General features: G+C 65.7%; 10 protein-coding genes. 7 read left to right on the forward strand and 3 right to left on the reverse strand.

The window, feature by feature from the left end; translation table 11 throughout:
• Positions 1-25: 25 nt before the first annotated feature.
• Positions 26-985: a LysR family transcriptional regulator gene (locus F2P45_RS04100; protein ID WP_166870770.1), complete on the reverse strand. Its 960-nt coding sequence runs from the start codon at positions 983-985 to the stop codon at positions 26-28.
• A gap of 92 nt (positions 986-1,077) precedes the next feature.
• Here F2P45_RS04100 and F2P45_RS04105 point away from each other — a divergent pair, with 92 nt between their 5' ends.
• The 3 genes from F2P45_RS04105 to dsbD all read left to right on the forward strand — a co-directional run bounded on the left by F2P45_RS04105 (position 1,078) and on the right by dsbD (position 4,977).
• Positions 1,078-2,010, forward strand: a complete 933-nt coding sequence (locus tag F2P45_RS04105; protein ID WP_166870772.1) for a sodium-dependent bicarbonate transport family permease — start codon at positions 1,078-1,080, stop codon at positions 2,008-2,010.
• A 115-nt stretch (positions 2,011-2,125) separates the two neighbouring features.
• A complete protein-coding gene (locus F2P45_RS04110; RefSeq protein WP_166870774.1) occupies positions 2,126-2,869 on the forward strand; it encodes a hypothetical protein in 744 nt (247 codons plus the stop codon).
• 272 nt (positions 2,870-3,141) lie between these two features.
• Positions 3,142-4,977, forward strand: a complete 1,836-nt coding sequence (dsbD, locus tag F2P45_RS04115) for a protein-disulfide reductase DsbD (RefSeq protein WP_166870776.1) — start codon at positions 3,142-3,144, stop codon at positions 4,975-4,977.
• Positions 4,978-4,998: 21 nt separating this feature from the next.
• Here dsbD and F2P45_RS04120 read toward each other — a convergent pair whose 3' ends face one another.
• Both F2P45_RS04120 and F2P45_RS04125 read right to left on the reverse strand, forming a co-directional pair.
• Positions 4,999-5,676: a hypothetical protein gene (locus F2P45_RS04120; protein ID WP_229504911.1), complete on the reverse strand. Its 678-nt coding sequence runs from the start codon at positions 5,674-5,676 to the stop codon at positions 4,999-5,001.
• A 246-nt stretch (positions 5,677-5,922) separates the two neighbouring features.
• Positions 5,923-6,408: a Spy/CpxP family protein refolding chaperone gene (locus tag F2P45_RS04125; protein ID WP_166870778.1), complete on the reverse strand. Its 486-nt coding sequence runs from the start codon at positions 6,406-6,408 to the stop codon at positions 5,923-5,925.
• A gap of 173 nt (positions 6,409-6,581) precedes the next feature.
• Here F2P45_RS04125 and F2P45_RS04130 point away from each other — a divergent pair, with 173 nt between their 5' ends.
• The 4 genes from F2P45_RS04130 to F2P45_RS04145 all read left to right on the forward strand — a co-directional run bounded on the left by F2P45_RS04130 (position 6,582) and on the right by F2P45_RS04145 (position 13,047).
• Positions 6,582-7,310, forward strand: a complete 729-nt coding sequence (locus F2P45_RS04130) for a response regulator (RefSeq protein ID WP_126077535.1) — start codon at positions 6,582-6,584, stop codon at positions 7,308-7,310.
• Positions 7,307-8,671: an ATP-binding protein gene (locus tag F2P45_RS04135; protein WP_166870780.1), complete on the forward strand. Its 1,365-nt coding sequence runs from the start codon at positions 7,307-7,309 to the stop codon at positions 8,669-8,671. The genes F2P45_RS04130 and F2P45_RS04135 overlap by 4 nt, the downstream gene beginning before the upstream one ends.
• Before the next feature lie 87 nt (positions 8,672-8,758).
• Positions 8,759-9,958 (forward strand): efflux RND transporter periplasmic adaptor subunit, encoded by a 1,200-nt coding sequence (locus F2P45_RS04140; RefSeq protein ID WP_166870782.1) that lies wholly within the window; start codon positions 8,759-8,761, stop codon positions 9,956-9,958.
• A complete protein-coding gene (locus tag F2P45_RS04145) occupies positions 9,955-13,047 on the forward strand; it encodes an efflux RND transporter permease subunit (RefSeq protein ID WP_166870785.1) in 3,093 nt (1,030 codons plus the stop codon). Before F2P45_RS04140 ends, F2P45_RS04145 begins: the two co-directional genes overlap by 4 nt.
• Positions 13,048-13,095: the final 48 nt, after the last annotated feature.

Consider the following 13,095-nt stretch of genomic DNA (forward strand, 5'->3'; position numbering starts at 1 on the left):
TCGTGAGGGGCGGAAAATCCGGCCCTTATCCGCCCTGGATGAAATCTTCCGCTACCTGCCCGATGTCGGGATAAATCCATTCCGCCTCGATGCAGTCGGCCGCGTGCTGGCCGATGAAACGCACCAGCTCGCGCGCCGCATACGGCAGGCGCCGGTCGCGCGGGGCCACCAGGTACCAGTTGCTTTCCAGCGGAAAACCGTCGACATCGAGCACCGCAAGCCGCTCGCGTCCCTCCTGCAAGGTGTGCTCGGAAATCACCGACAAGCCCAGTCCAGAGGCGACGCTGAGGCGGATCGCTTCGTTGCTCTCGATTTCCATGCTTTTCTCCAATCCCAGCCCGCGTCCGGACAGCCACGCTTCGAACATCATGCGCGTGGCCGAACCGGGCTCGCGCATCAGGAAGCGCTCGCCGGCCAGGCGCGCGAACGGCAGCCTGGCCACGCCGGCCGCCCAGTGCCCCAACGGCGCAATCAGTTGCAATGGGTTCTTGAGCATGCGCGCGCTGCGCACCGACGGGCCGCTCGGCGGATGGCTGAACAGATACAAGTCGTCTTCGCGCTTGTCGAAACGTTCCAGCACCCTGGCCCGGTTGGCCACACTCAGACGCACCTCGACGTTCGGATAGCTGGCCGCAAACGGTCCGAGCAGGCGCGGCAGCACATATTTGGCCGTGGTGACCACGCAGATCCGCGCATGCCCGGCGTGACCGCCCCGGGCGCGCTCCAGGAACCCGGCGAAGTCGTCGAAACGGTCGAGCACATCGCAGGCGGCCCGGTACAGCTCGCGTCCGGCCAGGGTCGGCTCCATGCGCGCGGTGCCGCTCTCGAACAGGGGCTCGCCGACCGCTTCGGCCAGCCGTTTGAGCTGCAGCGATACGGTCGGCTGGGTCAGGTGCAGCACGCGCGCCGCCGCCGAGACACTGGCGCAGCGCACCACCTCCACATACACCTGCAACAGCCGGAAACTCAGGTGCCGCACATTCATTGACGATTCTCTATGGGCAGTGGTTGAACAATTTATTATCCAATATACGTAACTTTCGGCAAACTCGCCATCCTGTCTTTGCCGGAGTGCACATGTTAGATATCGTCATTGCTTTTTTCGCGCTCGGGCTGGCCGCCGGGCTGGTCAAGTCGGACCTGAAAGTCCCGGTGGCGATCTACGACACCCTGGCGATCCTGCTGATGCTGGTGCTCGGCCTGAAAGGCGGGATGGCCTTGCACGGCGCCTTGAGCGCGGCCCTGCTGCCGGAACTGCTGGCGGTCGCCGCGCTCGGCCTGGTGCTGCCGGTCGTGTGCTATCCGCTGCTGCGGCGGCTGGTGCGGCTCTCCGCCGACGATGCCAGCAGCGTCGCGGCCCACTACGGCTCGGTCAGCGCCGGCACCTTTGCCGTCGTGGTGGCCATGGCCGAACGCGCCGGCCTGGCGCTGGCGCCGCAGACCACCTTGTACCTGGTGATGCTGGAGCTACCCGCGATCGTGCTGATGCTGCTGTGGCAGCGCCATCTGAGCGGCCGCGACGGTGGCACGCGGGTGCTGTGGGAAGCGCTCACCAGCCGCGGCGTGCTGCTCCTCGGCGGCGGCGTGCTGATCGGCTATCTGTATGGCCCGGTGGGGCTGGCGCCCCTGAAGCCGGTGCTGATCGACGGCTTCAAGACCATGCTCTCGCTGTACTTGCTGGAAATGGGCCTGTGCACCGCGCGCAGCTTCGCGGCGTCATCGCCGCTGCGCCACTGGCGCCTGATGCTGTTCGCCGCGCTGGCCCCGTTCGCGCTGGCCTGGGGCGGGATCGCCGTCGCGCTGATGCTGCAACTGCCGGAAGGCAGCGCCCTGGTGCTGGCCGCGCTGGCCGCCAGCGCCTCGTACATCGCCGCGCCGGCCGCGATCCGCAGCGCCATTCCGCATGCCGACCTGGGACTGGCCACCTTGGCCACCTTGGGCATCACGTTCCCCGTCAATGTGCTCGCCGGCCTGCCTGTCTATCAGCGCTGGGTGCACTATGTTTACTGATCCGGCATGTGTGAACGCCCGCCTTGAACAGAGGTGGTAATTGAATAGATTTGTTGCCCCGACGATGCGTACAATCCGTCCTGGCAATATTCCTATTATTTCTAAAATTCTAAAAATGAAAAAAATACTCTCGTTAGCGCTTCTGCCGATCTTCGTTGCCTGTGGCGGCGGTGGGTCGGACTCGTCCGGTTCCGGATCAACTACGCTGCCGGTTGCGAATCCAGCGGAGATCAACGTCGCTGAAGCGGTCAAGAACTTTTTGAGTACGACCAAGACCACGTCGAATATTCCGTCCACCGGCACGGACGGCGGCACGGCGGCGTTGATCGTTCGTACGGAAGAGGCGCATCCCTTCGTGACCAATGGCGTTTCCGTGCCAACGACGTCGGCGAAGGTGGTGCAGTTCCAGCGCAGCGGCACCAACGGCAAGTTGGCGTATCAGACTATTTGGAAACTGCACTTCGACGCCCAGTTCAAACCTGTCGGCGTGGCGATCGGCGACCAATTTGCGCGCTACAACGAATGCATGACGGTGAAAACGAAGAACGATCTGCCAGTGTTGAGCAGTGGTTCCGGAACCTATTTTTCCGGTGCGAAGACCATGAGCTACGATGAAACATTCAGAGCGGCCAAGTATGCCCACTACTGCGATCCGTCGCTCGATTCGAACAACGACGTCGAGTGGTCCGTGCTGAAGTCGGGAGACAAGCTGTACGCTTGCACCACATTCCCACGGCTCTCCACCGCACCGCGCACGCGCATCTGCCAACAGTCCAATGCTGCGGGCGTGCTCGGGACATCGATCCTGGCGACGGTATACGACATCAACAACCAGCCTGTTGCCGATTACAAGTTGTAGGAAAAACGCCAGCAGTCGCTTCGCGTCTTGCCGATCGGTCAGGCGCTACGCGATTGCGGCGCGCTTGACCGATTGATCGGCCTTGTTCGGGAATGGAAACTGCGCGCCGACTGGCAACTTTCCCGGCGGCGCGCAATGCACCTCTCTCCTGACGCGCGGCCGCTTCCGCGATGCGCAAACCGGCTACCGTCGGCTGCCGGCTGTGTGACCCATCGCAGACGGGAACTCTTCCCCGGGTGTACTATTCTGCTTCGCATCCCGCTAAGGAAGTCATGTTTGCCTTTTCGTTGAAAGCGCCGGCCCAGGCCTTCGCGCTGTTTCTGCTTGCCCTCGCATTCCTGTTCGCCGCCCCCGCGCGCGCGGAAGAAGACTACCTCGCGCCCGAAGTCGCCTTCAAGTTCTCGGCGCGCATGGTCGACCCGCAAACCATCGCCGTCACCTACGACATCGCCGACGGCTACTATATGTACCGCGAGCGCTTCAAATTCACGGCCGCCAACGCCACCCTCGGCGCCCCGGTCATCCCGGCCGGCAAGATCAAGTTCGACGAAACCTTCCAGAAGGACGTCGAAAGCTACCGCAAGAGCGTCACCATCACCATCCCGGTCGAGTCGTCCGGCATGTTCACTTTGACCGCTTCCTCGCAGGGCTGCGCCGACGCCGGCCTGTGCTACGCGCCGCAGGACGCGGTCGCGCGCCTGGTCGGTTCCGGCGGCTCGTCGCCCGTGCCCGGCATGAAGCCCGGCATTGCCATCCCCGGCGCCACCCAGCCGATGCAGGACAGCGGCAACCCGGCCATCCTCGACCGGCCCGCCGGCGCACCTGCCAGCGCCACCTTCACACCGGCCCCGGCCAGCGGCGACGGCGCCGCGCTGCTCGGCGGCGGCAAGCTGTGGCTGATCATTCCAGCCTTCATCGTGCTCGGTCTCGGGCTGTCGTTTACCCCCTGCGTGCTGCCGATGGTGCCGATCCTGGCGTCCATCATCGTCGGCGAAGGCAAGGGCACCACGCGCGCGCGCGGCTTCATCCTGGCGCTGGCCTATTCGCTGGGCATGGCCCTGGTCTACACCGCGCTCGGCGTGGCCGCCGGCCTGATGGGCGAAGGCCTGGCCGCCGAGCTGCAAAAACCGTGGATCCTGATCGGCGTCGGCATCATGATCGTCGGCCTGTCGCTGTCGATGTTCGGCGTCTACGAGCTGCAAGTGCCCACTTTCCTGCAAAGCCGCCTGGCCAGCGCGTCCGACCGCCAGTCGGCCGGCAAGCTCGCCGGCGTGTTCGTCATGGGCGCCATTTCGGCCCTGATCGTCGGCCCCTGCGTGGCGGCCCCGCTGGCCGGCGCGCTGACCTTCATCTTCCAGACCCGCGACGGCGTCATCGGCGGCGTGGCCCTGTTCTCGCTGGCGGTGGGCATGAGCATTCCGCTGCTGCTGGTCGGCCTGTCGGCCGGTTCCCTGCTGCCGCGTACCGGCGGCTGGATGAACAAGGTCAAGAAATTCTTCGGCGTGAGCATGCTCGGCATGGCCTTGTGGATCACCTCGCCAGTGCTGGCGCCGCTGCTGCAAATGCTGCTGTGGAGCGCGCTGCTGCTCGGCTACGGCGTCTATCTCTTGCGCGATACCCGCCACTGGGGTGCGATGGCGCTCGGGGCCGCCTTCGCCATCCTCGGCGCGGTGCAGCTGGTTGGCCTGGCCACCGGCGGGCGCGATCCACTCGCGCCGCTGGCCCATCTGGGCGTGGGCGGGCAGCAGCATGGCCTGGCGTTCACGCGCATCAAGACCGTGGCCCAGCTCGACGCCGCGCTGGCGCAAAACGCCGGCAAGACCGCGATGCTCGATTTTTATGCCGACTGGTGTGTGTCCTGCAAGGAGATGGAAAAACTGACCTTCGTCGACGCGCGCGTCAAGCAGCAACTGGCGGGAAGCTTGCTGCTGCAGGTGGACGTGACCGCCAACGATGCCGACGACAAAGCCATGCTCAAGCGCTTCGGCCTGTTCGGGCCGCCGGGGATCATCCTGTTCGACAAGAGCGGCCGGGAAATCGCCGGCAGCCGCGTCATCGGCTATCAGAATGCGGACAAGTTCACGGTCTCGCTGAACAAGCTGAACTGATCCGCACCGGCCCGGCGCCGCTTACGGCAGCTTGAAGTCGTCGTGTTCGGGCGTGCCGCCGAGCAGTTCGTCGAGACGGCCGCGCAGGCTGCGCGCCATCTCGCTGCCCTTGGCCTTGAGCACCGCTTCCAGGTATTGCAGGCGCAGCGCGCGGAAGTCGGCCACGTTGCTGCACTTTTCAACCTTGAGCTGCAGCATGATGCCGCGCAGGCCGATGGTGCTCTTGATGGTCTGGTTGTAAAAATCGTACAGGTGACGGAAACGCGTGGCATCGTCGAGCTGGCTTTCGGCCAGCGCCTGCGGCGATTGCAGGGGGGAGCTGGCCACCTGCGGCAACGGCGCCGGCGCCGGTACCGGAGTGTCGTCGTGCAGATCGGCTTCCAGGTGGGCGCCCTCGACCCCGGCCGCGCGCCGGGCCAGCTGGCGCGCCCGCGCCGACATCGGCAGCTTCGATGACGGCCCCGCCAGATCCGGTTCCGGTTCGGACCCGCTGGCGAGGAAGATATAGCCCTCTTGCAGCAATTCCTTGACGCTGTCCCCGGTCACGCCCACGCCGGCAAAATTGCGCAGCAGGTCGTCGAGCGAATGGCGGCCGTCGATCATCACCAGCAAGGTGCGCAGGCGCGACGCCAGCTGGTGCTTGCGCGTGGAAATTTCCTCTCGACCCTTGTCGGTCTTGTCGTACACCATTGTGCCCATGCTGCCCCCGGATTGTGGTTTTTAGTGCCGCAGCCGGAAACTGGTTTTGGATTGCCGCGCGGATAGATTTTCCTCAGGATACACCACGTTACACTTTGTGAGAATGCCGCAGCGCCTTTATTTGAGGCAGCCGGCAACAATTGCGGTGTAAGTACAACATTGTTAAAAAACAAGCCCTCCGCGCCGGGCTGGCGCGGAGGGCTCGATTAGCGCTTGCGTGCCTCAAACGGCCGCGTGGGTGGCGCCTCAGGCAGGGCGTTTGTGCTTGCCATGATGGCCGCGCCGCATGCCTTGCTCGTCAAACACCTTCTTTTGTTCCGGCGTCAAGGTCGCATAGAAGGTGTTCAGCGCGGCCAGCCGGGTTTCCATGCTGGCCACATGCTGTTTGGCCATCTCCAGCTGCTGTTCCATGCGCTCCGGCGCGCTCTTGCCGGCCCACTGGCCGCGTTCGCCACGGGCAGGGCGCTCGCCCGGCTTGCTGGCGGCGCTCCAGGCGGCCCAGGCCGGTTCCTGTTCCGCCGTCAGCTTGAGCTGATCGTGCAGGCGCGCCTGGCGCTGGGCCATGTGGGCCTGGCGCTTGGCCATGTGCGCCGCGCGCTCGCCCTGATGGCGCTCCACGCTGGCCGCTTTCGGGTTGCTCTCCTGTGCATGCACGGCAACGGCGGCGCCGCCCATGCCCAGTACGGCCAGGCTGATCACGAGGGTGTTGCGGACGGTAGTGAGTACGTTCATGGCGTTTCCTTTGGGTGAAATGTGCGGGGTGCAACTGCATCATCTGCCCTGCATGTTTCCATGCCGTTTCCGCTGCCCATGAGTTTGTATCTATTTGTATCGCCCTCATGCCAATATACATGACGATACAAAACCGCTATCCGGGGCCGCCCTAAGTGGGGATAATTGCGGGCATGGATACTCCTTCTACCATTCTCATCGTCGACGACGACCGCGACATCCGCTCGCTGCTGGCCGATTACCTCGAATCGAACGGCTACCGGGCCCTGGCCGCCGCCGACGGCACCGCCATGTGGAAGACGCTCGACGAAGCGCGTCCCGACCTGATCGTGCTCGACCTGAACCTGCCGGGCGACGACGGCCTGACCCTGTGCCGCAAGCTGCGCGCCAATTCGACCCTGCCGGTGATCATGCTGACCGCCCGCAACGAGCCGCTCGACCGCATCCTGGGCCTGGAAATGGGCGCCGACGATTACCTGCCCAAGCCGTTCGAGCCGCGCGAGCTGCTGGCGCGCATCCGCAGCGTGCTGCGCCGCAGCCACGCGATGCCGTCCAACGCCCCGTCCGACAATGCCCAGCAGATGCGCTTTTCCGGCTGGACGCTCGACCTGACCGCGCGCCACCTGCTCAACCCGGAAGGCATCGTGATCATGCTCTCCGGCGCCGAATTCCGCCTGCTGCGCGTGTTCCTCGAGCATCCCAACCGCGTGCTCAACCGCGACCAGCTGCTCAACCTGACCCAGGGCCGCGACGCCGACCCGTTCGACCGCTCGATCGACATCCAGATCAGCCGCCTGCGCCAGAAGCTCGGCGAAGACGCGCGCCTGCCGCAGATCATCAAGACAGTGCGCAACGGCGGCTATGTGCTGGCCGGCCAGGTGACGGTGGAGCCGGGCACGTGAAGGCCTTCTTCGGTTCGATGACCGGGCGCGTGTTCCTCACGCTGCTGCTCGGCGTCGTGATCACGGCCGTGCTGACCCAGCTGCTGGCCGAAAACGAACGCCAGCGGGTCATCGAAGCCTTCCGCGACCAGCACGCCATGGACCGCGCCGAGCAACTCATCACCGCCACCGAAACCGTGCCCGCCTCGGCCCGCCTGGCCTACCTGGCGGCGGCCAACCGCCCCGGCATCCAGCTGGTCGTCATCAACGACGAGCTGCCGGTCAAGCCGGCGCCCTCGCCCTTCACGGCGGCCCTGGGGGTGCGCATGGGGCCGCAGTACCAGCTGGCCACTATCGCGGCCCGGCCCGCCGCCTGCGACGTGCCGCGCATCCAGAACAGCATGTTCGGCCCGACCGAGTCGCAATGGAAGGGCGTGTGCGAGAGCATCAACGTGCGCCTGCGCGATGGCGAACTGCTGCGCCTCCTGGTGCTGCCGCCGCCGGCCTCCCTCATCGCCCAGGAAACCGACTACCGCATGATCATCGGCATGTTCCTGGTCAGCATCGCCTTCCTCGCGTATCTGGTGGCGCGCATGACCACCCGTCCGCTCAAGCAGCTGGCGCAGGCCGCCAAGGACCTCGGCAACGACATCAACCACCCGCCGCTGCAATTGTCCGGCGCGAGCGAGATCCGCCAGGCCAGCGCGGCCTTCAACGCCATGCAGGCGCGCATCCGCCAGTACATTTTCCAGCGCACCCAGATGCTGGCCGCCATCACCCACGACCTGCAAACACCGCTCACGCGCATGCGCCTGCGCCTCGAAAAAGTCGGCGACGGCGAGCTGCGCGACCGCCTCGTGGGCGACCTGTCGGCCATGCAGGAAATGGTGCGCGAAGGCCTCGACCTGGCGCGCAGCACCGACACCACCGAAGCGATGCAGGCGCTCGACCTCGATTCCCTGCTCGATTCGGTCAGCTGCGACGCCACCGACGCCGGCCAGCAGGTGGTGGTGCACGGCCACGCCGGCATGGCCTTGCTGGGACGGCCGATGGCGCTGCGGCGCTGCCTGGTGAACCTGATCGACAACGCCGTCAAGTACGGCCAGCGCGCCGATGTGACGGTGGAGGCGGGCGCGGGCGCTGCGCGCATCCGCGTGCGCGACAACGGTCCCGGCATCGCCCCGGGCGAGCTGGCGCGCGTGTTCGAACCGTTCTACCGGGTCGAAACCTCGCGCTCGCGCGAATCCGGCGGCACCGGGCTGGGTTTGACCATCGCCCGCAACATCGCCGAGCAGCACGGCGGCAGCATCGCGCTGATCAACCATCCGGAGGGCGGGCTGGAAGTGAGCCTGGTCCTGCCGGAGTATTACGCCGGCACCTAGGATGGCTAGCCCGCCGGCGCGGCATCGCCTTCGCCTCAATGAATTGAACCGATCATAAGCCGCCCGCAGTGGCGACCAGGGAAACGCATGAAAAAGAAGAGCATCGTCATCATCGCCGGCCTCGCCGGCCTCGCCGTCCTCATCGGCGCGCTCGCGTGGTATCCGGGCCGTGATGACAAAGCCGCCGGCGCCGGCCAGGCCGGCAAGGGCGGAGCGGGTCCCAACGGCGGCGCCCAGCCGCCGGCCATTGTCAACGTCATCGCGCCGCAGCGCCAGGATGTGCCGGTGGTGTTGCAGGCCAATGCCAGCGTGACGCCGGTCAGCACGGTCGACCTGCATCCGCAGACGACCAGCACGATCCGCAAGGTGCATATCAAGGAAGGCCAGTTCGTCAAGGCCGGTGAACTGATGTTTTCGCTCGACGACCGCAGCGAGCGCGCCAATATCGACAAGGCGCGCGCCCAGATGGCGCGCGACGCCGCCAGCGCCGCCGACCTGGAACGCCAGTACAAGCGCAGCGAGGAACTGTTCGCGCAAAAGTTCATCGCCCAGAGCGCGGTCGATACCCTGAAAAGCCAGCTCGATTCGGCGCGCGCGCTGGTCGGCGCCGGCCAGGCCGCGCTCCAGGCCGAGCAGGTCAACGCCAGCTACAGCGCGATCCGCGCGCCGATGGCGGGCCGGGTCGGCGCCATCAACGTGTTCCCGGGCAGCCTGGTGCAACTGGCCACCTCGCTCACCACCATCACCCAGCTCGACCCGATCAACATCGCCTTCAACGTGCCCGAAAGCGCGCTGGGCGACCTGCTGGCGGCCCAGAGAAACGGCGCGGTCACGGTCGACGCGCTGGCCGGCCCGAACGCCAGGGCGGTCAGCGGCAAGCTCAGTTTCATCGACAACACGGTCGATCCGCTGGCCGGCTCGATCAAGGTCAAGGCCCTGTTCGACAACAAGGATGCCAGCCTGTGGCCGGGCCAGTACGTCAGCGCGCGCGTAACGGTGCAGACCATCAAGAACGCGGTGGTGATTCCGCAGGCGGCCATCATCAGCAATACCCGCGGCACTTTCGTGTACGTGATGGGCGCCGACCAGAGCGCGCAACAGATGCCGGTCGTGCGCCTGCATGCGTTTGGCCTGAACGCGGCCGTCTCGGGCCTGAACGGCGACGAAAAAGTCATCACCGAGGGCAAGCAGAACCTGCGTCCGGGCGCGAAGGTCAGGCTGGCCGACGCCGCCGCGCCGAAAGCTGGCGCGACCACCACCAGCACCACCACGGTGGCGGCCCAATGAATTTGTCCGAACTGTGCATCCGCCGTCCCGTGATGGTGGTGCTGCTCTCGCTGAGCATGATTCTGGTGGGCGTGCTGTCGTACCTGGCCATTCCGGTCGCGGCGCTGCCCAGCTATAACACCCCGGTCATCAACGTCCAGGCCAACCTGTCCGGCGCCAGCCCGGAAACCATGGCGTCCTCGGTCGCGCTGCCGCTCGAAAAGCAGTTCTCGACCATCGCCGGCATCAACCTGATCACCTCGACCAGCACCCAGGGCCAGACCTCGCTGACCTTGGAGTTCGACCCCAGCATCGACGTCAACGTGGCCGCCATCGATGTGCAGGCCGCGCTGCTCGGCGCCCAGCGCCAGCTGCCGCAGGAGATGACCGAGCTGCCGTCCTACCGCAAGGTCAACCCGGCCGACGCCCCGGTGCTGTTCATGGCCATGACGTCGCCGTCGATGAATTTGTCGGAACTGAACGACTACGCCGAAAACCTGGTCGCCCCGAGCCTGTCGACCCTGCCCGGCGTGGCCCAGGTGACCGTCAACGGCCAGAAGCGCTTCGCGGTGCGGGTGCGCGCCAAGTCCGACCTGATGAACGCGCGTAACCTGTCGATGGACGAACTGGCGCTGGCGCTGCGCGCCGCCAACTCGAACGCGCCGCTCGGCGTGCTCGATGGCCCGAGCCAGACCATGACCATCCAGGGCAATGCGCAATTGATGAACGCGGCCGCGTTTGCCGACCTGATCGTCGCCACCCGCAACGGCGAACCGGTGCGCCTGAAAGACGTGGCCTCGGTCGAAGACAGCTACCAGTCGGTCAAGGCGGCCGGTAGCTACAACGGCGAGCGCTCGATCGTGCTGCTGGTGCAGCGCCAGCCCAACGCCAACACGGTGCAGGTGGTCGACGCCGTGCGCCAGCTGCTGCCGCGCTTCCAGGCCCAGTTGCCCGCCTCGATCAAGATCACCCTCGTCAACGACCGTTCGGTGTCGATCCGCGAAGCCATCCACGACGTCAACCTGACCCTGGCCGGCACTGTGGCGCTGGTGGTGCTGGTGATCTTCCTGTTCCTGCACCGCGCCGCCGCCACTTTCATCCCGGCCGTGACCATGCCGATTTCGCTGCTGGGCGCCCTGTCGCTGCTGTACGCCTTCGGCTACAGCCTGGATAACGTGTCCCTGCTCGGCATCACCCTGGCCGTGGGCCTGGTGGTCGACGACGCCATCGTGGTGCTGGAAAATATCGTGCGCCACATCGAGATGGGCAAAAAACCCGTCGACGCCGCCCTGATCGGCTCGCGCGAAATGGGCTTTACCATCGTCTCGATTTCGATTTCGCTGGTGGCCGTGTTCATCCCGATCTTCTTCATGCCGGGCGTGATTGGCCTGTTGTTCCACGAATTCGCGGTGGTGGTCGGGCTGTCGGTGCTGGTGTCGGCGCTGGTGTCGCTGACCCTGGTGCCGATGCTGGCCAGCCGCCTGCTGCCGCCCCACTCGGAGGAAGAGGGTGGCGAGAAGAGCTTCATCGGACGCCACTTCGAAGCCGGTTTCGCGCGCGTGCGCGACGGCTATGCCAGGTCGCTCGACCTGGCGCTGGCGCACCGCTTCATCGTGCTGGGGGTCGCCGTCGGCACCTTTGTCCTGACGATCGTCATGTACACCACCATCCCCAAGGGTTTCTTCCCCGAGGAAGACCTGGGCCAGCTGCGCATGACCATCGAAGCGGCGGAAGACACCTCGACCGACGCCATGCTGATCCTGCAAGAGAAAGTGGTGGCCGTGATCCGCGCCGACCCGAGCGTGCAGGATGTGACCTCGTTTACCGGCGGCGGCAATACCGGGCGCGGTTTCATCGCCTTGAAACCGCGCGACGTGCGCGTGAAGATGCCGCAGGTGGTCGAGCGCTTGCGCAAAGCCACGCGCCAGGTGGCCGGCGTGTCGGTGTTTCTCTCGCCGATCCAGAACTTGCAGCTGGGCGGGCGGCCAAGCAAGAGCCGCTACCAGTACACCCTGCAAAGCGTCAGTTCCGACGCGCTGGGCGACTGGGCCAACAAATACCTCGAGCGCATGCGCGCCGACCCGAGCTTTCGCGATGTCACCAGCGATTCGCAGAACCGCGGCCTGCAGGCGACCCTGAAGATCGACCGCGACAAGGCCAACGCCATGGGCGTGCAGATCGCCGACGTGCGTACCGCCCTGTACGCGGCCTTCGGCGAGCGCCAGGTCTCGACCATCTATGCGGCCGCCGCCAGCTACAACGTGATCCTCGAAGCCGAGCTGGCCGACCGCCAGTCCGAAGACGCCCTGGGACGGGTGTCGGTGCGCAGCAAGGGCGGCCAGCTGGTGCAGTTGTCGAGCTTTGCCACGGTCGAACGCACGGTTGGCCCGACCTCGGTCAACCACCAGGGCCAGCTGCAGGCGATCACGCTCTCGTTCAACCTGCCCGCCGACGTGCCGCTGGGCGTGGCCACCGGCAAGATCGACCGGATGGGCGTGGACATGAAGCTGCCGGCCTCGGTCATCACCAAGTACGGCGGCGACGCCGCGGTGTTCCAGGATTCGCAGTCGAGCCAGATCATCCTGATCGTGGCCGCGCTGGGCGTGATCTACGTCCTGCTGGGCGTGCTGTACGAGAGCTTCATCCACCCGCTGACCATCCTGGCGGGCCTGCCCTCGGCCGCCGTGGGGGCGCTGCTGACCCTGCGCATCTTCGGGCTGGACCTGACCATGATCGCCATCATCGGCATCCTGATGCTGATCGGGATCGTGAAAAAGAACGCCATCATGATGATCGACTTCGCCCTGCATGCGCAGCGCAAGGAGGGCTTGAGTCCCGCCGAAGCGATCCGCGAAGCCTGCATCCTGCGCCTGCGCCCGATCCTGATGACCACCCTGGCCGCGCTGATGGGCGCGCTGCCGATCGCGCTCGGCCTGGGCGCCGGCGCCGAACTGCGCCAGCCGCTCGGCCTGGCCGTGGTCGGCGGCTTGCTGTTTTCGCAAGTCATCACGCTCTACATCACCCCGGTGATCTACCTGTTCCTCGACAAGTACAGCGGCAGCGGTCCGATGACCGACGAGCAGCTGGCCAATGTCGAGAAAACACACTGATATTTCCACAAGGAATTTAGTTGACTGGAAACAACACGACGATTTGAC

The organism is Massilia mucilaginosa (assembly GCF_011682145.1).
Classification (GTDB): domain Bacteria; phylum Pseudomonadota; class Gammaproteobacteria; order Burkholderiales; family Burkholderiaceae_D; genus Telluria_A; species Telluria_A mucilaginosa.